The sequence below is a fragment of the Micromonospora sp. C28SCA-DRY-2 genome, assembly GCF_030519475.1.
GTDB lineage: Bacteria > Actinomycetota > Actinomycetes > Mycobacteriales > Micromonosporaceae > Micromonospora.
This window is the reverse complement of record NZ_JAUMKD010000010.1, coordinates 100,360-125,835: the sequence shown is the minus strand read 5'-3', so window position 1 is coordinate 125,835 and position 25,476 is coordinate 100,360. Positions and strand designations below refer to the sequence as shown.

The 25,476-nt window shown below is 76.0% G+C and carries 18 protein-coding genes; 8 read left to right on the top strand and 10 right to left on the bottom strand.

The window, feature by feature from the left end; all coding sequences use genetic code 11:
* Nucleotides 1-182: 182 nt before the first annotated feature.
* Nucleotides 183-1,664, top strand: a complete 1,482-nt coding sequence (locus Q3W71_RS29220; RefSeq protein WP_302922687.1) for a peptide MFS transporter — start codon at nt 183-185, stop codon at nt 1,662-1,664.
* A 3-nt stretch (nt 1,665-1,667) separates the two neighbouring features.
* Nucleotides 1,668-2,963, top strand: coding sequence for a low temperature requirement protein A (locus tag Q3W71_RS29215; protein WP_302922686.1), 1,296 nt, complete (start codon nt 1,668-1,670; stop codon nt 2,961-2,963).
* A 41-nt stretch (nt 2,964-3,004) separates the two neighbouring features.
* On the opposite strand, the gene Q3W71_RS29210 is transcribed toward Q3W71_RS29215, so the two are convergent.
* From Q3W71_RS29210 to Q3W71_RS29185, 6 genes are all read right to left on the bottom strand, one after another.
* Nucleotides 3,005-3,610: a pyridoxamine 5'-phosphate oxidase family protein gene (locus tag Q3W71_RS29210; RefSeq protein WP_302922685.1), complete on the bottom strand. Its 606-nt coding sequence runs from the start codon at nt 3,608-3,610 to the stop codon at nt 3,005-3,007.
* 97 nt (nt 3,611-3,707) lie between these two features.
* Entirely contained in the window at nt 3,708-5,000 is a 1,293-nt protein-coding gene (locus Q3W71_RS29205; protein ID WP_302922684.1) for an aminoglycoside phosphotransferase family protein, read from the bottom strand.
* A gap of 156 nt (nt 5,001-5,156) precedes the next feature.
* Complete coding sequence (locus Q3W71_RS29200; protein WP_302922683.1) at nt 5,157-10,778, bottom strand: non-ribosomal peptide synthetase/MFS transporter; 5,622 nt, start codon at nt 10,776-10,778, stop codon at nt 5,157-5,159.
* Between the two features lie 6 nt (nt 10,779-10,784).
* Nucleotides 10,785-13,940, bottom strand: a complete 3,156-nt coding sequence (locus Q3W71_RS29195; protein WP_302922682.1) for an amino acid adenylation domain-containing protein — start codon at nt 13,938-13,940, stop codon at nt 10,785-10,787.
* A gap of 193 nt (nt 13,941-14,133) precedes the next feature.
* Entirely contained in the window at nt 14,134-15,306 is a 1,173-nt protein-coding gene (locus Q3W71_RS29190) for a hypothetical protein (protein WP_302922681.1), read from the bottom strand.
* A 57-nt stretch (nt 15,307-15,363) separates the two neighbouring features.
* A complete protein-coding gene (locus tag Q3W71_RS29185) occupies nt 15,364-16,713 on the bottom strand; it encodes an MFS transporter (protein ID WP_302922680.1) in 1,350 nt (449 codons plus the stop codon).
* Between the two features lie 78 nt (nt 16,714-16,791).
* Here Q3W71_RS29185 and Q3W71_RS29180 point away from each other — a divergent pair, with 78 nt between their 5' ends.
* Genes Q3W71_RS29180 through Q3W71_RS29170 form a run of 3 tightly spaced genes read left to right on the top strand, consistent with a single transcriptional unit; the run spans nt 16,792 to nt 19,656 of the window.
* Nucleotides 16,792-17,433, top strand: coding sequence for a TetR/AcrR family transcriptional regulator (locus Q3W71_RS29180; protein WP_368051363.1), 642 nt, complete (start codon nt 16,792-16,794; stop codon nt 17,431-17,433).
* 58 nt (nt 17,434-17,491) lie between these two features.
* Complete coding sequence (locus Q3W71_RS29175; protein ID WP_302922678.1) at nt 17,492-18,835, top strand: NAD(P)/FAD-dependent oxidoreductase; 1,344 nt, start codon at nt 17,492-17,494, stop codon at nt 18,833-18,835.
* The gene (locus Q3W71_RS29170) at nt 18,832-19,656 is read left to right on the top strand and encodes an SDR family oxidoreductase (RefSeq protein WP_302922677.1); all 825 of its coding nucleotides are present in this window, start codon (nt 18,832-18,834) and stop codon (nt 19,654-19,656) included. The genes Q3W71_RS29175 and Q3W71_RS29170 overlap by 4 nt, the downstream gene beginning before the upstream one ends.
* A 21-nt stretch (nt 19,657-19,677) precedes the next feature.
* Here Q3W71_RS29170 and Q3W71_RS29165 read toward each other — a convergent pair whose 3' ends face one another.
* Entirely contained in the window at nt 19,678-20,328 is a 651-nt protein-coding gene (locus Q3W71_RS29165) for a LysE family translocator (RefSeq protein ID WP_302922676.1), read from the bottom strand.
* A 219-nt stretch (nt 20,329-20,547) separates the two neighbouring features.
* Between Q3W71_RS29165 and Q3W71_RS29160 the strand changes: the two genes are divergently transcribed.
* Nucleotides 20,548-21,096: a GNAT family N-acetyltransferase gene (locus tag Q3W71_RS29160; protein WP_302922806.1), complete on the top strand. Its 549-nt coding sequence runs from the start codon at nt 20,548-20,550 to the stop codon at nt 21,094-21,096.
* A gap of 79 nt (nt 21,097-21,175) precedes the next feature.
* Nucleotides 21,176-21,655 carry a DUF1992 domain-containing protein gene (locus Q3W71_RS29155; RefSeq protein WP_302922675.1) on the top strand — a complete coding sequence of 160 codons (480 nt, stop codon included), beginning with the start codon at nt 21,176-21,178 and terminating at the stop codon, nt 21,653-21,655.
* Between the two features lie 21 nt (nt 21,656-21,676).
* On the opposite strand, the gene Q3W71_RS29150 is transcribed toward Q3W71_RS29155, so the two are convergent.
* Nucleotides 21,677-22,243, bottom strand: coding sequence for a hypothetical protein (locus Q3W71_RS29150; RefSeq protein ID WP_302922805.1), 567 nt, complete (start codon nt 22,241-22,243; stop codon nt 21,677-21,679).
* A 339-nt stretch (nt 22,244-22,582) separates the two neighbouring features.
* Here Q3W71_RS29150 and Q3W71_RS29145 point away from each other — a divergent pair, with 339 nt between their 5' ends.
* Entirely contained in the window at nt 22,583-23,416 is an 834-nt protein-coding gene (locus tag Q3W71_RS29145) for a nitroreductase/quinone reductase family protein (RefSeq protein WP_302922674.1), read from the top strand.
* Between the two features lie 49 nt (nt 23,417-23,465).
* Here Q3W71_RS29145 and Q3W71_RS29140 read toward each other — a convergent pair whose 3' ends face one another.
* Nucleotides 23,466-24,137, bottom strand: coding sequence for a response regulator transcription factor (locus Q3W71_RS29140; RefSeq protein WP_302922673.1), 672 nt, complete (start codon nt 24,135-24,137; stop codon nt 23,466-23,468).
* Entirely contained in the window at nt 24,134-25,399 is a 1,266-nt protein-coding gene (locus Q3W71_RS29135; protein WP_302922672.1) for a sensor histidine kinase, read from the bottom strand. The genes Q3W71_RS29140 and Q3W71_RS29135 overlap by 4 nt, the downstream gene beginning before the upstream one ends.
* Nucleotides 25,400-25,476: the final 77 nt, after the last annotated feature.

Sequence of the window (25,476 nt, the reverse complement as noted above, 5' to 3'; positions counted from 1 at the left end):
TGTAACGGTCCGTCTCCGCCGGGCCATTCCCGCCCCGGGCGCTGCCGCCGCACGGGTCGAGCCTGACCAAGGGTAGCCGGCCATGCCAGTCGCCCGGCGGGGTCGTCCCGGCCGGGCGGAATCGGTGGAGTGTTTTCGCTGCCAACGGGGATGTTAGCCGCCCGAGCAGAGCGGAGGCTGCGATGGCTGGTGACGCGCCGGTGGCGAACCGACCGCCCGCCGGGCGGACCTTCTTCGGCCATCCGCGGGCCCTGGCCACCCTATTCCTCACCGAGATGTGGGAGCGGTTCAGCTTCTACGGCATGCGGGCGATCCTGGTGCTCTACCTCACCGCGGAACTCGCCGACGACGGGCTGGGCCTGGCCGAGTCCACCGCGAACGCGGTGTACGGCTCGTACAACGCGATGGTCTACCTGATGGCGCTGCCCGGCGGCTGGGTCGCCGACCGGCTGATCGGCGCCCGCCGCAGCGTGCTCTGGGGCGGTGTGGTCATCGCGGCCGGCCACTACGTGATGGCGGTGCCGGCGCGGTGGAGCGTGTTCGCCGGGATGACGCTGATCGTGCTCGGCACCGGGCTGCTCAAACCCAACATCTCCACCATGGTCGGCGACCTGTACGACCGGGACTCCCCGCGCCGCGACGCCGGCTTCTCGATCTTCTACATGGGCATCAACCTCGGCGCGTTCATCGCGCCGCTGATCACCGGTTTCCTCGGCGAGAAGATCAACTGGCATCTGGGTTTCGGCGCGGCGGCGGTCGGCATGACCTTCGGCGTGGTGCAGTACGTGCTGGGCGGGCGCAACCTCGGCGAGGCCGGCGCCCGGCCCGCCGACCCGCTGCTCGGCGCGGACCGCCGCCGCGCGCTGACCCGGGTCGGGCTCGCCACCGCCGCGATCCTGGTGGCGGTGGTCGTGCTGGCCGTGGCCGGGCTGTTCACCGTCGACACCGTGGTCAACCTGCTCGCCGCGGTCACCGTGCTGGTGACCATCGGCTACTTCGCCCGGATCATGGTGGACCGGGAACTCAGCGCCACCGAACGCAGCCGGATGAAGGCGTACGTGTGGCTGTTCGTCTTCGCCGCCGCGTTCTGGCTGATCTACGATCAGGCCGGGTCGGTGCTGAACCTCTTCGCCGCCGAGCGCACCGACCGGGACGTCGCCGGGTTCACCTTCCCCGCGTCCTGGTTGCAGTCGGTCAACCCGATCCTGATCATCATCGGGGCACCGCTGTTCGCGCTGCTCTGGCTGCGGCTGGGGCACCGGGTCTCCACCCCGACGAAGTTCGCCGTCGGCCTGGTGCTCAACGGCCTGTCGTTCGTGCTGATGGCCGCCGCCGCGCAGGCCGCCGTCGGCGGCGACCTGGTCTCCCCGTGGTGGCTGGTGGCGGTGTACGCCATCCAGGTCGCCGGCGAGCTGTCGCTGAGCCCGGTCGGGCTGTCCGCCACCACCAAGCTGGCGCCGGTGAAGTACGCCAGCCAGATGATGGGGCTGTGGTTCCTGGCCACCGCCGTCGGCGACGCGATCGGCGGGCAGGTGGCCCGCCTCGCCGACACCTGGTCCGAGCCGGTGTACTTCCTGACCTTCGGGCTGGCGTCTGTGGCGCTCGGGCTGGGCGCGGTGATGTTCGCCCGGCAGATCCGCGCCCTGATGGCCGGCATCCACTGATCCATGACCGCCAGGGTGCGCCCGGGACTGCGACCGCTGTCCGAGCGGACCCCCGTCACCACCGCGGAACTCTTCTTCGACGTGGTGTTCGTGTTCGCCTTCATCCAGGTCACCACGCTGGTGACGGCGGAGGACGACGCGCTCGGCGTGATCCACGGACTGCTGGTGCTGACCCTGCTGTGGTGGTCCTGGTCGCTGTTCGCGTGGCTCGGCAACCGGGTCCGGGCGAACTACGGACTGTCCCGGCTGGTGGTCCTGGCCGTGACACCGGTGCTGTTCGTGCTGGCCGTCAACATCCGCGAGGCGTTCGACGACGCCCCGGGCGGGGTCAACACGGCGCTGTGGTTCGTCGGGTGCTTCGCCGTCGTGCGCATCCTCTACCTCGGCCTGCGGCTGTACGCCACGCCGGGCCTGACCGGCCGGGAGATCGCCGCGCTCACCGTGCCGGTGACCGTCGCCACCGGCCTGCTGCTGGCCGCGGCGCTGCTGCCCGAAACCTTCCTCCCACCCGAGCGGGTACGCCTCGGCGAGGTGGTGCTCTGGGCGCTGGCGGTCGCCGTCGACTACGGCTGCGGGATGGCGATGCCCGTCCCGGAGCGGACCATCTTCTCCGCCCGGCACTGGGCCGAACGACACAACCTGATCATCATCGTGGCGCTCGGCGAGGTGCTGGTGTCGGTCGGCCTCGCCGGCAGCGACATCCCCAACTCACCGGGCCTGCTGATCGCCTCGGCGCTCACCGTCGTCGTCGCCGGGGCACTGGAGTGGATCTACTTCGACCTGTCGACGCTGGCCGGGGAGCACGCGCTGCGCCAGGCCGACCAGAAACGCCGGGTGGTGCTCGCCCGGGACGGCTACACCTACCTGCACCTGCCGATGATCGCCGGCATCATCCTGCTGGCCGTCGGGCTCAAGCACACCCCCGCGCTGATGGGGGACGTCCGCGGTCAGGGCCGCGGCGACCCGCTCGACGACCTCGGCCGCTTCGCCATGTACGGCGGGGTCGCGCTGTTCCTGCTGGCACACGCGGCGTTCCAGCGGCGGGTGAGCAGGGCGGCCGGGATGGTCGTCTGGCCACGGATCGCCGCGGCGGTGCTGCTGCTCGCCCTCCTGCCGCTCACCGCCCGGATCGCCGCCGCGCAGTCGCTGGCGCTGCTCGCCGCGATCTGCCTGGTCACCGCGGTGACCGAGTTCTTCGTCAGCCGCCCGACGCGACGCCACCTGCGTCAGGCGTTGATCGAGGAGACCGACGGGCACCTGCCGGGGGCCGAGACGGACAACGGAAGCCGTTCGGCCTGACCGGGGCGCCGGCGACGCGGCCGCCGGAGCGGCGGGTGCGGTCAGGGCGTGGCCGGGCGGGGTCCGGGCGTCGGCGGCAGGGGCAGCGGCAGCCCGGGCAGCCCGTCGATGCTGCGCGCGACGTGCTCCTTCCTGGTGAAGTAGTCGCTCAGCGAGGCGTCGTCCTCGCGGGCGAAGCGACGGGCGTGCAGGTCCCGGTCGGCGTCGTAGGACATGAACGGCACCGCGTAGCCGCAGGTGTCCCGGACCAGCTCGGCGCGCACCACGATGATCGCGCGCAGCCCGTGCACGCTGGTGTCGATGTCCGGGAAGTACCCGGCCAGCTCCGTCCAGCGCGGGTCGTCGCGGAACACCGGCTCCCCGCGCCCGTGCACCCGCACGATGTTCGGCGGCCCCTGGAAGGCGCACCACATCAGCGTGATCCGGCCGTTCTCCCGCAGGTGCGCGATGGTCTCCGCGTTGGAGCCGGCGAAGTCCAGGTAGGCCACGGTGTGCGGGTCGAGGACCGCCCAGGAGCCGCGCAGTCCCTTCGGCGACAGGTTGATGGTGCCGTCACCGGCCAACGGTGCGGTCGCGGTGAAGAAGAGCGGCTGCTCCTCGATGAAGGTCCGCAGGCGGCCGTCGATGCGCTCGTACGTCTTTCCCACCCCGGCATCCTCTCCCCGGCGGCACCGGATGCGGTGCCCCGCCCGGCGCCGTCCCACACCCTGGCCGTGGTCCCGGCCCGCCGCGCCGGCCGGCCGGTCAGCCCAGCCGGGCCGGGCGGGGATCGCACCAGCCGGTCAGGTGGGCGTCCCGGCCGGCCACGCCGTCCAGGACCCGGCGCGCCCACACCGCCGCCATCGGCAGGTAGTCGAACTCGTAGCCGGGCCCGGTGCGGTCCATCAGGTCGACGAACTTGGCCAGCTCCACCAGCGCGGCGACCGGCTTGGCGACCCGCCACGCCTCCCGCAGCTCACTCGGGGAGGCCAGCTCACGCCAACCGTCCAGATAGGCGCCGACCTGCCGGCGCGCCTCCGGCTCGGGCACCTGGTGCAACCAGCCGGCCAGGTCGAACAGCGGATGCGAGACCCGGGCGAAGCTCCAGTCGAACAGCAGCGGCCCGTCCGGGCGGTCCGCCGCGTTGTCCGGGTGCAGGTCGCCGTGGGTCAGGGTCGCCGGCAGGTCGAGGTCGGCGAGTTCGGCGCAGCGGTCCTGCAACCACATCGCCACCCCGGTCAGCCCACCCGGACCGGTGCCGGCGCGGTCCCACACCTCGGCCCGGCGGGTCAGCGCCGGCACCCGGTCGGCCAGGTCGTCCAGGGTCAGCACCGGACAGCCGGCCGCCTCCAGCGGGCCGGTCCGGCCCGCCGTGGCGGCCTGGACGCGGGCCAGCAGGCGCAGCGCGGCCGCGCCGTCGCGGGCCGGCGGCTGGACGCCGAAGTCGGCGCTGAGCCACCAGCCGTGCTCGGCCGAGTGGGCCAGCACCTCCGGCACCGCCCGCGGCCACGTCCGGGCCAGTTCGGCGATCACCCGGGGTTCGGCGACCAGGTGCGGCAGCGCCGCCTTGAGGAACACCGCCCCCTCGGTGGTGGGTGCCCGCAGCACCGTCGAGGTCGTCCAGTGCCGGATCTGGCTGACCGGGCCGGTGCGGCGGGCCCCCCGCCCGGCCAGCACCGCGTCCAGCCAGCCGGTGGCGGCGGCGAACCAGCCGGGCCGGTACCAGGCCGGGCGGCCGCCCGGCGCGGACCGTTCCCGCCAGCGCCGCACCGACGCCGCACCGAACGCGGCCGCGTCGTGCCAGCCGTAGCCGGCGGCCGGTTCGCCGTCGACCGGCTCGGCCACGAACAGGGTGGTGTCCAGCGGTTCGAGCAGCGCCACCCGCAGCCCCGTCTCGGCGGCGACAGCACCGGGCAGTTGGCTGCTCGGCGGCGGCCACGACGCGGTCAGCCGCAGCCGGGGCAGGACCACCTCGCCGTCGCGCCGGCGGCCCAGCACCCGGCCCGGCCCGGCGGCGATGATCACGTCCACGTCGACCGCCGCGACCGGGGCACTCATGCCGGCACTCCGCTGCGCTCCGGGCCGCCATGAGGCACCACCGCACTGCACTGCTGATTCGCTCGCTGGCGCTCGCTCATGACGGCACTCCGCTGCGCTCCGTGCCGCCATGAGGCACCACCGCACTGCACTGCTGATTCGCTCGCTGGCGCTCGCTCATGCGGCGCTCCCGGCCCGCGGCCGCGACGGCACCACCGGCCGCGTCCCGGCCGGCTCGCGCCGGTGCCGCAACGACTCCACGCCGACCAGGTCGTCGGCGACCGCGTCCGGGGCGTCGGTGTCGAACCGGGCGATCGCCCGGATCCGCGCGGCCACGGCCACCAGCACGGCGATGACCAGGCCGCAGAGCAGGAAGACGAAAGCGATGCCGCGCCCCTCGCCCACCCCGATCAGCCGCCCGACGGTGCCGGCCAGCCGGCCGTCCGGCATCAGCATCGGCTCGAACAGCGCGGTCGCGGCGGGCGCCACCACCGCGAAGCCCAGCGGCAGCGTGGACCAGGAGATCATCTGGTTCAGCGCGGCGGCCCGGCCGTGGTAACGCTGCGGGATCTTCACCTGCACGATCGCCCGGTAGATGCCGGTGGTCAGGGTCAGCCCGGCGGTCAGCCCGAACGCGCCCGCCGCGACCAGCAGCGGGTCCGGCCGCAACGCGATCACCACGCAGGCCACCGCCATGGCCAGGATGGACAGCAGCACCCCGCGCATCGGCCGGCGGGCCGGACCGCCCCACAGGGCGACGGTCAGCCCGGCCACGGTGGCGCCCAGCCCGGAGACGAACGACACCTGGGCCGCGTCGGCGAGCGTGCCGAACGACAACACCAGCGGGCTCACCAGGATCAGCGGCGGCGCCAGGAAGATGTTGAGCACCAGGAAGAACAGCAGCATCGCCCGGAAGTGCCGGTGCCCCCACGAGTAGCGGAAGCCGTTGGCGATCTCGGCGGTCAGCGTCTCCCGCCGGTGCCAGCCCATCCGCGCCGGCCACCGCACCAGCGCCACGATCAGCACCGCCGCCGCGTAACTGACGATGTCGATCACCAGGATGCCGTCCAGGCCGACCGTCGCCAGCAGGCCGGCGGCGAACAGCGGCACGAACAGCGTGCCGACGCCGTTGACCATCTCCACCACGCCGATGGCGTGCCGCAGGTACCGCTTCGGCACCAGTTGCGGCACCGACGCGACGTACGCCAGGCGTTGGAACGCGGTGGCCACCGACAACCCGACCAGCAGCGTGTAGATGTGCCAGATCTGCAGGGCGTCGGTCCACAGCAGCACGCCGAGCGCTATCTGCACCGCCCAGGCGGCGACGTCGCCGGCGAGCAGCACGGCCCGGCGGCTGGACCGGTCCACCACCGCGCCGGCCAGCGGCGCGACCACCAGGCCGGGCACCAGCGCCAGGGTCACGAACAGCGCCAGCTGGGCCACCGACCCGGTGGTCAGGTAGATCCAGATCGGGATGGCCCACTGGGTGAATGCCGAGCCGATCAGCGACACCAGCTGGCCGGCCGCGACGCCGAGGAACCGGCCCATGCTCGGCTCGGCCGGCCGGCGGCTCGGGCCCGCGTCCACCGGCGGACCGCCGTCACCCGGTCCGCCCGCGCCGCGGCGGTGCACGCCGTGCAGCCACCAGTCGCTGTCCGCGCCGCGGGCCGGCCGGGTCAGCTCGGCGCCGTCGTCGGCGTCCAGCACCAGGTGGGTACGGGTGACGATCTCGGCCAGCTCGGCGGCCCGGTACCGGTTGAAGTAGTGCCCGCCCTCGTCGAGCACGACCAGCGCGCAGGTGTCGGAGAGGAAGTCCCACTCCCGGAACCGTTCGCCGTAGTAGTCGGTGGCCGGGTCCTGCTCGCCGACCACCGAGATGACCGGCGCGGCGATCCGGTCGATCCGGCTGTCCAGCAGGCCGCTGTAGTAGTCCTCGGCGCTGCGGGTGTCGTGCCGCATGTTGCGGATCACCCGGTCCGCCTCGTCCAGGCCCAGCTCCTCGATGTCCACGCCGCGCCCCACCAGGCGGTTGATGAACGTGCGGTTGCTGCGGAAGCGTTCCAACTCGGCCAGCCGGGACAGCCGGCTCAGCAGCCCGCGGGGGCGGGCGAACGGGAAGATGCCGCCCACGTACACCGCCTCGACCGGCCGGTCGGCGGCCTCCAGCCGGCGGGCCACCTCGACCACCAGGGCGCTGCCGATGCCGCAGTGGCCGTAGAGCACCAGCGGACCGCCGACGTCGCGGAGGATCTCGGCCACGGCCCGGTCGACCAGCTCGGCGAAGGGCAGGGTGTCCTGCTCGCCGCCGGCCTCCTGGCCGTGGATGGCCGCCGAGTAGAGCCGGTGCCCGGGCGGCATCGCGTCGGCCAGCGCCTGGTACACCGCCGCGCTGCCGCCGCCGTAGGGGACGCAGACCAGCGACCGGACGTGTGCGGCGTCGGGTACCGGCCGGGTCAGCTCGTGCAGCAGCCGGGCCGGCCGGTCCGCGGTGGCCGGCTCGTCGAGCAGCCGGGTCAGTTCCCGCACGGTGCGGCAGCGGAACAGGTCCATCAGCGAGATGGTGCCGGTGGCGCCGGCGGCCTCCAGGCCGCGGCGGATCCGGGTGACCGCCTGCGCGGCCAGCAGCGAGTGCCCGCCGACGAGGAAGAAGTCGTCGTCGATGCTGACCCGGTCCACCGGCAGCAGGTCGGTCCAGACGTCGGCGATCAGCCGCTCGGTCGGGGTGCCCGGGGCGGCGAACTCCTGCTCGGCCTGCCCGGCCAGGTCGGGGTCGGGCAGCGCGCGGTGGTCCAGCTTGCCGTTCGGGGTCAGCGGCAGCGCGTCGAGCACCACGAACGCCGCCGGCACCAGGTAGTCGGCGAGGCTGCGGGCCAGGTGCTCGCGCAGCTGCCCGGCGGTCGGGCGGCGGGCGCCGTCGGCCGGCACCACGTACGCGACCAGCCGCCGGTCGCCGGTGCCGTCGGGCTGCGCGAGCACCGCGCAGCCGCGCAGGTCGGGGTGGCGTTGCAGGGTGGCCTCGATCTCGCCCAGCTCGATGCGGTAGCCGCGGACCTTCACCTGCCGGTCGACCCGGCCCAGGTATTCCAGGGTGCCGTCGGGGCACCAGCGCACCCGGTCGCCGGTGCGGTACATCCGGGCGCCCGGCTCGCCGCTGAACGGCTCGGGCAGGAACCGTTGCGCGGTCAGCGCGGGCCGGTTCAGGTAGCCGCGGGCCAGCCCCTCACCGGCGACGAACAGCTCACCGGGCACCCCCACCGGCACCGGGTTGAGGTGCCGGTCGAGCACGTAGGCGCGCAGGTCGGCCAGGGGCCGGCCGATCGGCGAGGCGACCGGGCGGCGCACGTCGGCGCGGCGCAGCCGCTGCGCGGTGACGTGCACGGTGGTCTCGGTGATGCCGTACATGTTGACCAGCGCGGGGCGCTGCTCGCCGTAGCGGCTCAGCCAGTGCCGCAGCTCCCGGACGTAGAGCGCGTCGCCGCCGAAGACGATGGTGCGCACCGACAGGTCGGCGAAGGACCGGTCGGTCTCGGTGAGGGTGGCCCGCAGGCCGCGGAACGCCGCCGGGGTCTGGTTGAGCACGGTCACCCGCTCCTCGGCCAGCACGTCCAGCAGCCGTTCGGTGTCCCGGATCACCTCCGGCGGCACCACGACCAGCCGGCCGCCGTAGGCCAGCGCCCCCCACATCTCCCAGACGGAGAAGTCGAACGCGTACGAGTGCAGCAGGGCCCACACGTCGTCCGGGCCGAGGTCGAAGTGCTCCTCGGCGGCGGTGAGCAGCCGGACCACCTGCCGGTGCTCCACCAGCACACCCTTGGGCTGCCCGGTGGAGCCGGAGGTGTAGATGACGTAGGCCAGGTCGCCGGGGCCGGCGGCGCGGGCGGCCACCGGGGCGGCGGGCGCGGGCGGGTCGTCGTCCGGGGCGTCCAGCCGCAGCACCCGCCCGGAGTGGGTGGGCAGGTCGTCGCCGGGGGCCGCGTCGGTGACCAGCACCGGAGCGCCGGTGTCGGCGAGGATGAACTCCAGCCGTTCCCGCGGGTAGGCCAGGTTCAGTGGCACGTACGCACCGCCGGCCTTGAGCACGCCGAGGATCGCCGTGACGGTGCCCGTCCCGGGTCGCAGGTGCAGCGCCACCAGGGTGTCCGGGCCGACCCCGTGGCGGCGCAGCCGCTCGGCCAGCCGGTCCGCCCGGCGGTTCAGCTCGGCATAGCTGACCTGCTGGCCGTCGAACGTGAGGGCGACCGCGTCGGGGTGGCGGGCCACCTGCTCCTCGAACAGCGAGTGCAGCGTCCGCTCGACCGGGAACCGGGCCACCCGGGCGCCCCAGGTGTCCAGCACCTCGGCGCGTTCGGCGTCGGTGAGCAGGTCCACGGTGCGCAGCGGGGCGTCCGCCCGGTCGACCACGGTCCGCAGCAGCCGGGTGAACCGCTCGCCGAACCGGGCCACCGTCGGCGCGTCGAACAGCGCCGTGTTGTAGGTGAACTCGCACCACAGCTCGCCGGTGCGGGTCTGCACCACCAGCAGTTCCAGGTCGAACCGGGTGGTCGCCAGGTCGAGCAGCTCCCAGCTGACCGCCGGCCCGTCGCCGGCGGCGCCGTGGTCGCGGAACTGGTAGTTCTGCACCGCGAAGGTGACCTGGAACAGCGGGGACCGGCTGACGTCGCGGGGCACGTCCAGTTCGGACACCAGGTGCTCGAACTGGACATCCTGGTGGGTGAGGCCGTCGAGGACCAGCTGCCGGGTGCGGGTGAGCAGCGCGCTGAACGACTCGTCCGGGTCCAGCCGGGCCCGCAACGCCAGCATGTTGACGAACATCCCGACCAGCGGCTCCAGCTCCGGGCGGGTACGCCCGGCGACCGGCGAGCCGACGGCGAAGTCACGCTGGTCGCTGTGCCCGGCGAGGAGCACCTGGTAGGCGGCGAGCAGGGTCATGTAGACGGTGGCGTCGTGCCGGCGGGCCAGCGCGGTGACGGCGGCGGCGAGCGGGGCGTCCACCTCGAAGCGGTGGGTGGCCCCGTCGAAGCGCTGCGTCGGCGGGCGCGGGCGGTCGGTGGGCAGGTCCAGCGCGGGCACCCCGGCCAGTTGCCCGGTCCAGTACGCCAGGCCCCGGTCGGTGCCGGGGCGGTGCCGCTGCCAGTGGGCGTAGTCGCCGTAGCCGACCGGCAGCGCCGGCCAGTCCGGCGCCGTCCCGCCGCGGCGGGCCCGGTACGCGGTGAGCACGTCGGCCACCAGCACGTCGATGGACCAGCCGTCGCTGACGATGTGGTGCGCCTGCACCGACAGCAGCCAGCGGTGCCGGCCGTACGCGACGAGCAGGGCCCGCAACAGCGGCCCGGTGCCGAGGTCGAAGGGGTCGGCGGCGTGCTCGCGGGCCAGCTCGGCGGCCTGCCGGCGGGCGTCGCCGGGGTCGTCGGCGGTGACCGTGGCCCGGGACAGCGGCACCGGGCCCGGCGGGTCGACGACCACCGTCGGCTGGCCGTCGTCGCCGGCCGGGAACCGCATCCGCAGGCTCTCGTGCCGGGCCGCCACGTCGCCGAGGGCGTCGCCCAGCGCGGCCGGGTCCACCTCGCCGTCCAGCCACACCGCCACCGGCACGTGGTAGGCGGTCGAGCCGGTGGCGAACTGGTCGGCGAACCAGAGCCGCTCCTGCGCGTACGACAGGGTCCGCGGCGCGTCCGCGGGGGCGCGGCCGATCCGGCCGGCGCCGGTGTCGCCGGGTTGGCGCAGGAGCCGCTCCAGCAGGGCCTGCTTGGTGGCGGACAGCGGTGCCTCCCGGGCCGCCGACTCCGGGGCTGCGGACATGCGGGGCTACCTTTCGTAGGTGGCGAGGAGCGCGGCGGCCTCGTCCTCGGAGATCTCGTCGAGCCGGGCGACCAGCAGCCGTTCGACCTGCGCGGCCAGCTCGGCGACGGTGGGGTGGGCGAAGAGCATGTAGACCGGGACGTCCACGTCCAGGACCGCGCCGATGCGGGCGACGGCCCGGCTGGCCAGCAGCGAGTGCCCGCCCCGGTCGAAGAAGTTGTCGTGCACGCCGAGCGAGGCGACGCCGAGCACCTCGGCCCACGCCGCGGCGACCAGTTCCTCGGCGCCGGTGCGCGGGGCGGTGACCGCCGGCGCCGCGTCGTCGGCGTCGGCCGGGTCGGGCAGCGCGGCGACGTCGAGCTTGCCGCTGGGCATCAGCGGCAGGGCGTCGAGGGTGACGAAGGCGGTCGGTACGAGGTGTCCGGGCAGGACGGCCCGCAGCGCGGCGCGCAGCCGCGCCGGGTCGGCGTCGCCGGTGAGGTAGCCGACCAGCCGCCGCCCGCCGTGGCCGTCCGGGCGGACCGCCACCGCGGCCTGGTCGACGCCGGGCTGGGCGCGCAGCGCGGTCTCGATCTCACCGAGTTCCACCCGCGCGCCGTTGACCTTCACCTGCCGGTCGAGCCGCTCCAGGAACTCCAGCGTCCCGTCGGAGCGCCAGCGGCAGCGGTCGCCGGTGCGGTACAGCCGCGCGCCGGGCGGGCCGAACGGGTCGGGCACGAACGCGGCAGCGGTGTCGGCGGGGCGGCGCAGGTAGCCGCGACCGACCGGGCCGCCGCCGATGTGCAGGTGCCCGGGCGCGCCGACGGGGACCGGGTCGCCCCGTTCGTCGAGCACGTGCAGCCGCGCGCCGGGCATCGGCACGCCGATCGGCACCGCGCCGGCCGGGTGGGTGCCCGGGGGCACCGTGTGCGCGGAGACCGCGATGGTCGTCTCGGTCGGCCCGTAGAGGTTGTGCAGCGGCACGGCGCGTACCGCGCCGAGGCCGGCGGCCAGGTCGCCGTCGAGCTGCTCGCCGATGCAGACCACCTGCCGCAGGTCGGTCGCCTCGGCCAGGCCGGGGTGGGCGACCAGGTGCCGCAGCACCGTCGGCACGCAGGACAGCAGGGTGACCCGTTCCCGGCGGAGGGTGTCGAGCACCGCGTCCGGGTCGAGCGCGCCCTGCTCGGGGGCGATGACCAGGGTCGCGCCGGCCACCAGGGCCGGGTAGACCTCCTGGCCGAACAGGTCGAAGCTGGGGGAGGCGAGCACCAGCAGCCGGTCGTCGGGGGTGAGCGCGTGCTGCCGGGCGAACCAGGTGGCGTGCGCGGCGAGCGAGTGGTGCTCGATCATCGCGCCCTTGGGCCGGCCGGTGGAGCCGGAGGTGTGGATCACGTAGGCGAGGCCGTGCGGGTGCACCGGCGCGGGCTCGCCGGCGCCGTCCGGGTCGGGACCGCCGTCGAGGTCGTCGGTCAGGACCGGGCGGTACGCCCCGGCCGGCAGCGCGTCGGCGACGGCGGCGGAGGTGACCACCACCGTGGCGGCCGAGTCGGTCACCAGGTGGGCCAGCCGCCGCGCCGGGTAGCCGGGGTCCAGGGGCACGTACGCCGCGCCGGCCCGCAGCACCGCCAGCATCGCCACCACCACGTCGGCGCAGCGGGGCAGCGCCACCCCGACCAGCTGCTCGGGGCCGGCGCCGAGGGCGCGCAGCCGGGCGGCCAGCCGGGCGGTGCGCTCGTCGAGCTGCCGGTAGGTCAGCGACCGGCCGGCGTCGCGGATGGCGACCGCGTCGGGGGTGCGGGTGGCGTGGGCGCGGATCAGCTCGACCACGCCGGGGCCGGCCGGTGGCGCCGGCGGCCCGGCGGCCCACCCGGTGACCAGCAGGTCGCGTTCGGCGGCGGGCAGCAGCGGCAGCGCGGACAGCGGCCGGTCGGGCCGGGCCAGGCCGCCGCGCAGCAGGGTGAGCCAGCGCGCGACGATCCGCCGGGCGGTGTCGGCGTCGAACAGGTCGCTGCGGTACTCCAGCCGCCCGGCGGTGTCGCTGACCTCGAGCAGCAGTTCCTCGCGGGCGACCCCGTTGCTGGTGCTCAGCCCCACCTGGCCGAGGTGGTTGAAGCCGAGCTGGTAGAGCGGCTGCACGCCGGGCAGCCGGGGCGGGTTGAGCGCCTCGACGAGCCGGGGCAGCGGCAGGTCCTGGTGTTCCCAGGCGGCCAGCATGGTCTCCCGGACCCGGCCGATCAGCTCGCCGAAGCTCGGGTCGCCGGTCAGGTCGAGGCGCAGCACCAGCGTGTTGACGAACATGCCGATCAGCGGGGCCAGCTCGGGCCGGTTGCGCCCGGCGACCGGCAGCCCGACGCACACCTGCGCGTCGCCGCTGAGCCGGTGCAGCAGCGCGGCGTAGCCGGCGAGCAGCACCATCGCGCTGCTCGCCGAGTGCCGGCGGCCGACCTCGGCGACCGTGTCGCGCAGCTGCCCGGGCAGGTCGAAGGTGACCTCCGCGCCGGGCCGCTCGGTGGCCGCCGCGCGCGGCCGGTCCGGCAGCAGCCCGTGCACCGGCGGGGCGCCGGCGAGCCGCTCGCGCCAGTACGCCAGGTCGGCCTCGGCGGCGGCGCTGGCAGCCTGGTCGCGCTGCCACACCGCGTAGTCGGCGTACTGGATCTCCAGGGTGGGCAGGCGCGGCGTACGCCGGTGCAGCGCGGCCTGGCACAGCTCCTCGACCTCCGCCTCCAGGATCGGCTGCGAGCTGCCGTCGAAGACGGTGTGGTGCGCGGTGAACAGCAGCGCGGGGCGCTGCGGCAGGTGCACCAGGCGGGCCCGCCACAGCGGCGCCCGGTGCAGCACGAACGGGGCGGCCAGGTCGGCGGCGACGAGGTCGGCGAGGCGGGCGGAGCGGTCCGGCTCGGCCAGCCCGGACAGGTCGGTCTCGGCCAGCTCGATCGGCACGTCGGCGTGCACGACCTGGGTCAGCGCGCCGTCGGCGGTGCGCAGCGCGGTGCGCAGCGGCTCGTGCCGGCGGGTCAACTCGGCGAGCGCGGCGCGCAGCACGCCGGCGTCGGTGCCGGGTGGCAGCAGGATCGGCGAGCGCAGGTTGTACGCCGACGCCTCGGCGCCGAGCTGGCTGGCCAGCCAGATCCACTCCTGGGCGAAGGACGCGGCGAAGACGTACTCGTTGGACGTGACCTGCACCTGCGTTCCCCCCGCGGAATCCCTCCCGACACGCCGGATCCCGCATCGGTCATCGCCGATGCTATGGGCGGGCCCGGTCGGGATGCCTCCCGAGAATCGCCATCAGTGCATGGAGGATCGCTCAGGGTAAATACCTGAATGGACGGTTGATGAACGGGGAGTGTCCTGGGCCTGACAGACGGTGCGGCCCGCCTCAGCGGGCGGCGGCGTCGGCGACCGGCTCGGCGGGGGCGGCGGGGCCGGAGAGTCGGGCCAGCGCGGCGGCCAGGTCGGTGACCTGGCCGGCGAGTTGGGCGACCCGCTGCTGGCCGGCGTCGCGGTCGGCCTCGGCGGTGCGCAGCCGTACCGCCAGCTCGGCGAGCCGGTGCTCGGCCGCGGCGGTGGCCTGCCGGGCGGTGGCCAGCTCGGCGGTGAGCGCGTCCCGCTGGGCGGCGGTGGCCGCCAGCTCCGCGCGCAGCCGAGCGGCGGTGTCCACCGCCGCCTGCCGCGCGGCGTCGGCCTCGCGGGCCGCGGCCTCGGCGCGTTCCCGGGCCCGGTCGGCCCGCTCGTGGGCGCGTACCGCGTCGGCGGCGCCGGCCCGGGCCCGCGCGGTGTCGGTGCGGGCCTGCTCGATCTGGCGGCGGACGTCGGTGACCTCGGCCTCCCACCGCTCGGCGCGGTCGGCGGCCTCGGCGGCGGCCCGGGTGGCCCGGTCGGCGTCGGCGCGGGCGGCGTCGCGTTCGGCGGTCAGGTCGGTGACCCGGTGCCGCTCGGCGTCCCGCTCCGCGCGCACGGCACGCAGCTCGTGCCGGGCCGCGTCGCGGTCCCGCTCGGCCTGCGTCCGCAGCGCCTCGGCGGCGCTGGCCGCCCGGCGGGCCTCGTCCCGGGCCGCCTCGGCCTGTTCCGCCCGCTCGGCGTCCCGGCCGGCCCGGGCGACGGCCTGCTCGGCCCGTTGGCGGGCGGCGTCCCGGTCGGCCAGCGCGGCCCGCGCCTCCTCGCGGGCCCGGGCGGCGGCCGTGGTGGCCTGGTCGGCCTCGTGGCGTGCCTCGTCGCGTTCGGCGTGCGCGGCGGCCACCTGGGCGGCCGCCTCGGCGCGTGCCTCGGCCAGCTGCCGTTCCACCCCGACCGGGGACAGCTCGGCGTGCAGCGCCTCGCTGAGGGTCTGCACGATCTGGTCGAGCCGGTCCACCGCCTCCCAGGTGCGGGCCACCTGCCCGGGCAGGCCCGGCGCGTTGCGGTGCCGCATCCGGTTGTTGCGCGAGGCCCGCTGGCAGGCGCCGTCGTTGTCCCGGCAGTAGCGGAACGGCCGGCCCGCGCCGGCGCGCTGGGGCACCGGCCGTCCACAGTGCGCGCACGGGCGGGTCTCGACGTTGGGCTCGGCGTCCATCGAGGGCGAAGTCTAGTGCCGCGCCGGCCGGCGGCTCCCCGCCGGTGGGCCGGCCGGTCAGCTCCCGGCGCGGGCGAGCCGGTCCAGGGTGTAGCGGCGTTGCAGCAGCATCGCGACGAGCATCGCCGCGGCGGGCAGCAGGCCGAAGCCGTAGCGGACGGCGGCCAGCGCCGAGTCCGGCTGGACGACCGTCTCGCCGGCCGCCGACGCGACGAAGCCGCCGCCGGCCAGGCAGAGCGCGTAGAGGTACGGGCCGAGTGCCGCGCCGGTGGCCTCGGTCGCCGTCCAGACGCCGGTGTAGGTACCCGCGCCGACCCCGGCGCCGGCCCGGATCACGTCCGGCACCATGGAGAACGGCAGCAGCTGCATGCCGGCGAACGCGACGCCGAGCACCGCCACCGCGCCGACCAGCAGCGGCAGCCCGGCCGGGCGACCCACCGCGAGCACCAGCGAGCCGGCGGCGAACGCGCCCTGCGCGGCCAGCAGCGCCCGCTGCTTGCCCACCCGGCGGGCCACCGCCAGCCAGGCCGGGGTGACCAGCAGCGCCGGCGCGACGAACGCGGCGACCAGCACGGTGGTCAGCCCGGCCCGACCCAGCTCGTACTCGGCGTAGTAGGGCACACCGGCGAGGACCAGGTGGGTGGTGGTGGACATGGCCAGGTACGCGGCGACCAGCCAGCGGAACTGCCGGTCCCGCAGCGCCGCGCCGAGCGCCCGCCAGCCGCCCTCGTGGGCCGGCGCGACCGCCGCCGCGGCCCGGCGCAGCCGGCCGATGCCGGTCACCCCGACCAGCATGGCGGCGAGCATGCCGGCCGCGAGCAGCAGGCCCATCCGCTGGTAGCCGCCGCGGGTGGCGTCGTCGCCGCCGGCCAGCAGCGGCGCCAGCAGCCCGGACACCAGGATGCCGAGGGTGAGCACCACCATCCGGAACGCCATCAGCCGGGTCCGCTCGTGGTAGCCGATCCGCAGGTCGGCCGGGGTGGCCAGGTAGGGCACCTGGTAGGCGGCGAAGAGCAGGTTGCCGGCGACGAAGGCGACCGCGACCCAGGCGGCCGCGGGGGCGCCGGTCAGCCCGCCGGGCACCGCGAAGAGCGCGACGAACGCGACCGGCAGGGCGCAGCCGAGCAGCAGCAGCCGGCGCCGGTCGCCCCGGCGGGCCTGTTCGACGTCGCAGCGGTGCCCGATCCACGGGTGCAGCAGCACGTCGGCGACCTTCGGCAGCAGCAGCGCCAGGCCGGCCAGCCACGGCGCCACGGCGAGCACGTCGGTGAGGAAGTAGAGCAGCAGCAGGCCCGGGACGGTCACCCAGACGCCCATGCCGAGCGAGCCGGTGGCGAAGCCGGCCAGCGGCCCGCGCGGCAGCGTGGTCCCCTCGCCGGTGGCCGGCTGCTGGTCGAGCCCGGTCATCGCCGCCTCCTGTCCGGGCCCGCGCCCGCGCCAATCCAACGGATGCTGGATTGTAGGGGCAGAATGGCGGCCATGACCATGCCCCGACGCCGCCCGGGCCGGCCCCGGCGGGAGGAGACCCGTCCGACCCGCGAGCTGGTACTCACCGTGGCCACCCGGCTCTTCGCCGAGCGGGGGTTCGACGCCGTCGGGCTGCGCGACGTGGCGGCGGCCGCCGGCGTCGACGTGGCCACCGTCTCGCACCACACCGGCACCAAGGCGCAGCTCTACGACGCCTGCTTCGCCCGGGTCTTCGCCGCCGAGCGGGAGGTGCTGGAGGCGGCGGCCGAGCGGGCCCGCGCGGCGCTGCCGGCCGGGCCGCCGGCGGCCCGGCGGGCCCTGCACGACCTCGTCGACGTCTTCGTGGACTTCCTGGAGGACCGGCCGGAGACCACCGCGCTGTGGCTGCGCCGCTGGCTGGAGCCGCACCGGCACGCCGAGCTCGACGAGCGGTACGCCGCGCCGCTGTACCGGCTGGTGGCGGAGCTGCTCACCGCCGCCGCGTCGGCCGGCGCGCTGGTCGAGCCGACCCCGCACATCACCGTGCGCAGCCTGGTCTGGGCGGTGCACGGGCACGTGGTGGCCCTGGCCGCGGCGCCGTCGGGGGCCCGGGAGCGGCGGGAGTTCCGGATGTTCGTGCACCGGTTCCTGGACGGGCTGTACGGACCGGCCGGCTCTTGACGGCGGACCCCGGCCCGGCCATTATCCATCAGTCGTTGGATTAATGTCGGGAGGCGGGATGGTCGGGCAGCCGACAGTGGCGGTGATCGGCGCCGGGGCGGCCGGACTGGCGAGTCTCAAGGCCCTCGCCGATGCCGGCGTGCCGGCGGTCTGTTTCGAGGCCGCCGACCGGGTCGGCGGCCTCTGGGTGTACGGGGCGCCCGGCTCGCCGGCGTACCGGACGCTGCACCTGAACACCAGCCGGCGGCGCACCGAGTTCGCCGACCACCCGATGCCCGACGACTGGCCGGACTACCCCGACCACACCCGCATCGCCGGTTACCTCGCCGACTACGCGCACCGGTTCGGGCTGCTCGACGCCGTCCGGCTGCGGCACACCGTCGACCGCGTCGTCCAGGACCCCGGCGGCACCTGGACGGTGCACGCCACCGGGCCGGACGGGCCGGTCACCGTCACCGTCGAGGCGGTGGTGGTCGCCAACGGCCACAACCGGGTGCCCAAGCCGCCCAGCCCCGACTACCCCGGCACCTGCACCGCCGAGCAGTGGCACAGCCACGACTACCGGGGGCCGGAGCAGCTCGCCGGCCGGCGGGTACTGGTCGTCGGGGGCGGCAACTCGGCGATGGACATCGCCGTCGACGCCTCGTACGCGGCCACCCGCACCCTGCTGTCGCTGCGCCGGGGTGTCTGGGTGGTGCCGAAGTACCTGCTCGGCCGCCCGTCGGACACCCTCAACGGGGCGCTGGCCCGGCGGCTGCCGTGGCGGCTGCGGCAACGGATCAGCCAGCTGACCCTCACCGCCACCGTCGGCCCGCCCACCCGGTACGGCCTGCCCGCCCCCACCCACGGCTTCCTCCAGGACCACCCCACCCTCTCCGACGGGCTGCTGTCCCGGCTCACCCACGGCGACATCGAGGCCCGCCCCGGCATCGCCCGCTTCGACGGCGACCGGGTGGAGTTCACCGACGGCCGCAGCGACGAGATCGACCTGGTCGTCTGGTGCACCGGCTACCGGGTGGAGATCCCGTTCCTCGACCCGGCGCTGCTCGGCGACGGCGCGGAGACCCTCCCGCTGTACCGGCACGTGTTCCATCCCGACGCGCCCGGTCTGTTGTTCGTCGGCCTGATGCAGTCGACCGGGGCGGCGTTCCCCCTGGTCGAGGCGCAGGCCCGACTCGTCGCTGGCTACCTCGCCGGCCGGTACGCGCTGCCCGACCCGCGGGCGCAGCGGGCCGCCTGCCGGGCCGAGCTGCGGGCGGCCACCGCCCGGTGGGGCCAGCGCCGGCCGGCGATGCGGGTCGACTTCGACGCCTACCTGGGTGAGCTGGGCCGGGAACTGGCCGCCGGGGCGCGCCGGGCCCGCTCGACCGCCCCGGCGGCGCGCGCCGGAGCCCGGCCGTGAGCCGGCTGGCCGGCCGGCGGGTGCTGGTCACCGGGGCGGACGGCACCTTCGGGCGGCACCTGGGCGCCGCGCTGACCGCCGCCGGGGCCCGGGTGGTCGGGCTCGACCTGCACGGCGCGCCGGACGCCGACATCCCGGTGCTGCGCTGCGACCTGACCGACCCGGCGGCCGTGCCGCCGGCGGTACGCGCCGCCGTCGACCGGCTCGGCGGGTTGGACCTGCTGGTCAACAACGCCGGCGTCGGCGGCCCGGCCCCCGCCGAACTGCCGCCCGACGCGGTGGTGCGCCAGCAGCTCGAGGTGAACCTGCTGGCCGCCTGGCGGACCACCGCCGCGGCGCTGCCCGACCTGGTCACCGCGCGCGGGCGGGTGATCTTCGTGGCCAGCCGGATGGCCGTGCTGCCGCTGCCGCTCGCCGCCGCGTACGGGGTCAGCAAGCGGGCCCTGGTCGCCTACGCCGACGCGCTGCGCCACGAGGTCGGCACCCACGTCGGGGTGAGCGTGGTCTACCCGAGCATGGTCTCCTCGCCGATCCACGACAGCACCGCCGAGGCCGGGCTGTCGCTGCGGGGGGTGTCCCGGCTGGAGCCGGTGCAGGGGGTGGTCCGGGCGATCCTGCGGGCCGCCACCGCCCGCCGGGCCCCCCGGGACGTGGCCACCACCGGCCGGGGCCGGCTGGAACTGGCGCTCGCCCGGCACGCGCCCGGGCTGGCCGACCGGCTCGTGCGCCGGACCGTGGCCGCGCGGATCGCGGCCGGCGACCTGGACGCCGCGCCGCTGGCCGCCGGCATGGTCCGCCGGCACCACGACACCGCCCGCTGACCGGCGCGGGGGCCGGCCGGGTCAGGGCGTGGCGACCGCGGCCCGGGACCGGTCGGCGGCGATGCGTACCGCCAGGCCACCCAGCACGGTGCCCATCACCCAGCGCTGGACCCGCAGCCACAGCGGCCGGCGGGCGAAGAACCCGGCCAGGGTGCCGGCGCCGAGCACGATCAGCGCGTTCACGGTCAGCGCGACGGTGATCTGGGTCAGGCCGAGCAGCAGGCTCTGCGCGGCGACGTGGCCCCGCTGCGGGTCCACGAACTGCGGCAGCAGCGACACGTAGAGAATCGCGATCTTCGGATTGAGCAGGTTGGTGACCAGCCCCATGGTGAACAGTCGGCGGGGCCGGTCCGGCGGCAGCGGCGCGGGGTTGAACGGCGACCGCCCGCCGGGGCGCAGCGTCCGCCAGGCCAGCCAGAACAGGTACGCCGCGCCGGCCAGCTTCACCGCCGTGTAGAGCGCCGGCACCAGGACGAAGATCGTGGCCAGGCCGGCGACCGCGGCGGTCAGGTAGACGGCGAAGCCGGCGGCGACCCCGAGCAACGAGATCAACCCGGCCCGGCGGCCCTGGGTCACCGACCGGGACACCAGGTACACCATGTTCGGCCCGGGCGTGAGCACCAGGCCCAACGCGACCAGCCCGATACCCACCAGCGCGCCCGTACCGACCATCACAGACCCCCCGTCGACTGGACCGACCCTATGCCCGGGTGGCCGGCCGGCCGAGGGCCACCCGGGATCCGGTGGCCTGAACGGCACACCGGCGCCCGGCAGGGGCGCAACCGGGCGCGCGGCGGCGACACCGGCACAGGCGCAACCGGGCGCGCGGCGGCGACACCGGCCGGGGCAGCCGCTGTTGGCGCCGGCGGGCAGACTGGGCCGGTGACGATCATGCTCCGGGCGCCGGCGTCCCCGGCCGCGCCCGAACTCCTCCTGCGCCCGTGGCGGGCCGAGGACGCCGACGCGCTGGTCGAGGTCTACCGGGATCCCGTGCTGCGCCGGTGGACGACGGTCCCGGTGACCAGCCACGCGGCGGCGCGCCGGTGGCTGGCCGCCACCCGGGAGGGCTGGGACAGCGGTCACCGGTACACCTTCGCCGTGCTGGAACCGCTGCGCGACGGCGACCGGCTGGTGGCCAACGTGGTGCTCAAGCGGCTCGCGCCGGGACGGGAGAACGCCGAGGTGGGCTACTGGACCGCCGCCGCGGCCCGGGGGCGGGGGATCGCCCCGCGCGCCCTGGAGGCGGTGACCCGGTGGGCGTTCGACCGGTTCGCCGCCGCCGGCCTGACCCGGCTGGACCTGCTGCACCAGGTGGACAACCCGGCCTCGTGCCGGGTGGCGGAGAAGACCGGCTACCGGTTCCAGGAGGTGCTGCCGGCCCGGCCGCCGTTCCCGCGCGACGGGCACCGGCACGCCCGGTGGGCCGGGTCACCGGCCTGAGGGTGGCGGGAATGCCCGCTCCGCCCGATACGCTGCGCCTCCCGACGGCCGCGATACGGTGGGCTGCGGGAGGTGGCGGGTGAACGGCTGGGAAGCGAGCGTCGAGGCGCAGATCCGCTCGGCCCAGGAGCGGGGCGAGTTCGACAACCTGCCCGGCATGGGCAAACCGATCCCCGGCCGCAACCTGCCCTACGACGAGTCGTGGTGGATCAAGAGCTTCCTGGAGCGGGAGGCGCTCCCCAGCGACCTGCTGCTGCCCACCCCGCTGCAACTGCGCCGCAAGGCCGAACAGGTGCCCGACGAGGTGCGGGGCCTGCCGACCGAGGAGGCGGTGCGGTCGTACGTGGCCGACCTGAACGCCGAGATCTTCGCCTGGCTGCGCAACCCGGAGGGGCCGCGGGTGGTGGTCCGCCCGGTGAACGCCGACGACGTGGTACGCCGCTGGCGCGAGGAGCGCCGACCGGCCGCCACCGCGCCGGCCGCCCCGGCACCCGCACCCGCCGCCGCGCGGCGTACCCGTCGCGGGTGGTGGCCGCCGTGGCGCCGCCGCGCCGGGTAGCCCGCCCGCACGGCGGGGGAGTCAGTCCAGCGCGGCCCGCCAGGTCCAGGACGTCCGCCGGGGCCGTCCCGGCAGCTCACCCCGACCGGTGAGCCAGAGCAGCACCGCCGCCGGGGGCCCGTCCGGGGCGTCCGGGAACAGCCGGCCGATCACCGCGGCGCTGAGCTCGTCCGGCGGTTGCCAGGGCACCCCCAGCCCACGGGTGATGTCGTGGGTGTGCAGCAGCGTCTCGGCCACGCCCATGGCGGCGAACCCCGCCGGGTCGCACGGCCCGTAGTGCCAGGCCCGGCTCTCCGGCGCGGCGGCGTCGACCGCCGCGCGCAGCAGCGCGCCGCAGGCGGTGACCACCCGCAGCACCTCCCGGGGCGCGGCGTCGGAGGCCACGACGAGGTCGAACGGCAGGTAGCCGTCCGCCGGCCGGCCCGCCACCTGACCGGCGTAGCCCAGCAGGTCGTGTGCCACGTGCGCGGCGGTGGTCCAGCAACTCCAGGTCAGGTCGCCGGCGGGCACCCGCCAGTCCCGCCCGTCGTACGGGCCCAGGACGGCGGTCATCCCGGCCACCGCGCGCGCCACGTCGGCCCCGGTCATCGGCATGTCCCGACGGTGCCAGCGGTACGCGCCCCGGCACAACCGGGAAAAGATCGTTGCCGGCCGGCGCGGGCGGCAGTAGGGTCGGCACCGTGACTGCCGGGTCGGCCATGGGCCACGAGCGGACAGGGCACCCGGCGACGTCGTGACCCGGGGGCGGGCCCGCGGCCCGCCGATCCCTGCCGACAGTTCCGCCGCCGCGCGCGCTCGCGCGCCGTCCCCGCGCCTGACGCCGGGTGACCACGACTGTCCTCGCCTCCCGCGCCGGCCCGACCGAGGCTCGGCGCGACCTCCGTGCGGCCCATCGATCGGCCGCACGGCCTCGACCGGAAGCAGCGCATGCCCAACGACTTCAACCAGCAGATCATCGACGAGTTCCGGGCCAACTCCGGCCGGGTCGGCGGCCCCTTCGCGGGCGGCCGGCTCATCCTGCTCACCACCACCGGGGCCCGTACCGGCGCCCCGCACACCACCCCGGTCGGCTACCTGCCCGACGGCGGGGAACGCATCCTGGTGATCGCCTCCGCCGGGGGCGCGCCGCGCCACCCCGACTGGTACCACAACCTGGTGGCCGACCCGCGGGCCACCGTCGAGGACGGCGTCTTCACCTACCAGGCGCGGGCCGAGGTGCTGATCGGCGCCGACCGCGACCGCGTCTTCGCCCGTGCCGTCGAGGCCGACCCGGGTTGGGCCGCCTACCAGGAGAAGACGACGCGGGTCCTCCCGGTGGTGGCGCTGTACCAGGTGGCCGGCGGGCCGCCCAACGCCCCGTCCCTCGGCGCGGGGCTCAAGCTGCTGCACGACGCGTTCCGGCGGGAACTCGCGCTGATCCGCGCCGAGGTGGCCCGCTCCGGGCCGGGGCTGGGCGCCCAGCTACGGATCAACTGCCTGACCGTCTGTCAGGGACTGCACCACCACCACACCATGGAGGACACCGGCCTGTTCACCGCCCTCGACCAGCAGCGTCCCGACCTGGCCGCGACGCTGGCCCGGTTGCGGGAGGAGCACCGGCGGGTGGCCGAGCTGGTGGAGCGGCTGCGCGCGGTGCTCGCCGACGCCACCGCCGACCCGGTCCAGCTGCGCCGGCAGGTCGACCGGCTCACCGACGAGCTGGAACGCCACCTGACCTACGAGGAGGAGCAGCTGATCCCCGTCCTCGACGGCGCCCGCTGAACCGGCTGGCCCCCGGCACCGGCTGACCACGACCGGCCGCGGTGGCGGCTCAGTCGTCGGCGGCGTCGTGGGCCAGCAGGGCCAGCTGGATCCGGTTGGTCATGTCCAGCCGGGTCAGCGCGCTGGAGATGTGCGCCTTCACGCTGCCCACCGAGAGGAACAGCCGGCCGGCGATGTCGGCGTTGGACAGTCCCTCCGCCACCGCCCGCGCCACCTGCCGCTCGCGCTCGGTGAGCAGGGCGAACCGCTCCCGGGCGCGGCGCCGCCGCTCGTCGACCGGGTCGCCACCGGCGGCGACCCGGTCGATGAGGGCGCGCGCCACGGTGGGGGAGAGCACCGGCTCCCCGGCGGCGGCCCGGTGCACGGCGTCGACGATCCGCTCCGGCGGCGTGTGCTTGACCAGGAACCCGGCCGCGCCGGCCCGCAGCGCCTCCAGCACGGTGGCGTCGGCGTCGAAGGTGGTCAGCACGATGACCGCGGGCCGGTGCCCGGCCCGGCTGCCCAGGTTCCGGGTAGCCGCGATCCCGTCCAGCACCGGCATGCGGACGTCCATCAGCACCACGTCCGGGCGCAGCCGGGCCACCGCGTCGACGACGTCGGCCCCGTCGGCGGCCTCGCCGACCACGTCGAGGTCCGGGGCGCCACCGAGCATCAGGCGCAACCCGGTACGCACCAGCGCGTCGTCGTCGACGAGCAGGACACGGATCCGGTCCGCTGTCACGTCGGCCAGGATAGCCGGGTGGTCAGCCGGAACGAGCCGTCGGCGACGCCGTGCTCGATGGTGCCGCCGTCGAGGGCCACCCGCTCGGCGAGCCCGGTCAGGCCCGCCCCCGCGCCCGGCAGCTCGCCGGTGGGCGTACCCGGCAGGGGATTGGTGACCGACGCGACCACGCCGGTGTCCGGCCCGGCGTCCACCCGGACCGCCACCTGCGCGCCGGGCGCGTGCTTGCGGGCGTTGGTGAGTCCCTCCTGGACGGTCCGGTAGACGGTGCGCTGGGTGGCCGGGCGCAACGCCTCGGCGGCGCCCGGGGCGCACTCCATCTCGAAGCTCACCCGCTGGCCCGCGGCCCGGGCCTCGGCGACCAGCCGGGGGATGTCGGCCAGCCGCGGCTGCGGCGCCACCCGTTCCCGGCCGTCCCCGCCGTCGGTGCGCAGCACCGCGAGCACCTCGCCCAGCTCGTCCAGCGCCCGCACGGCCGCCTCCCGGATCACCTCGACCGCCTGGCCGATCTCGGCGGCTTCCAGCGGCCGACCGACGCCCGCCTCGGCCTGCGCCGTGCGGTACGCCAGGCCACCGGCGTGCACCGACAGCAGCGAGATCCGGTGTGCCAGCACGTCGTGCATCTCCCGCGCGATGCGTTCCCGCTCACCGCGGCGGGCGTCGGCGAGCCGGCGGTGGTGCTCCTGCCGTTCCCGCTCGGCGTCGCGGCGCAGGCTGGCGATCAGCTGCCGGCGGGCTCGGGTGGCCATCCCCCAGCCGAGCGGCACCAGGTACATCATGCCGACCAGCGCCACCGAGGCGACCACGCCGGTGCCGGGGGCGGGGTGCAGCGCCCCGAAGATCAGCGCTGGCACCAGGTAGCCGGCGGTGGCCAGGGTGGCGGGCAGCCAGTCGCGGCGCACCGCCACGGTCAGCACCGCGACCATCGTGGCGCCCACCGCGGTGCCGGCGACGTAGAGCGCCGGCACCAGCGCGACGGCCAGCGCCATCGGGAACCGGCGCCGCCACCACAGGGCCAGGCACGCGGCGGCGCCGACCCACGGGTCGACCGCGAGCATCCAGGCCGGGACCGCCGCGGCGTAGTAGGGCGGGTCCTCGCTCCACACCGACAACCCGACCAGCGCCGCCGCCGCGACCAGCGTCGCGTCCACCACCCAGTCCCGGACGGTACGCCGCTGCCGGGCGCCGGCGGCGTCGAGGGTGGCCAGCTCGGCCGGGAGCAGCCAGCGTGGCGACGTCCGGCCGGTGCGGGTCGCGCTCATGGGGTGAGCGTAGAAAGGCGGCGCCGGCCGGGCGGCTGCCCATCGGCCACCATTTCTGGCCGATCGGCCACCGGTCT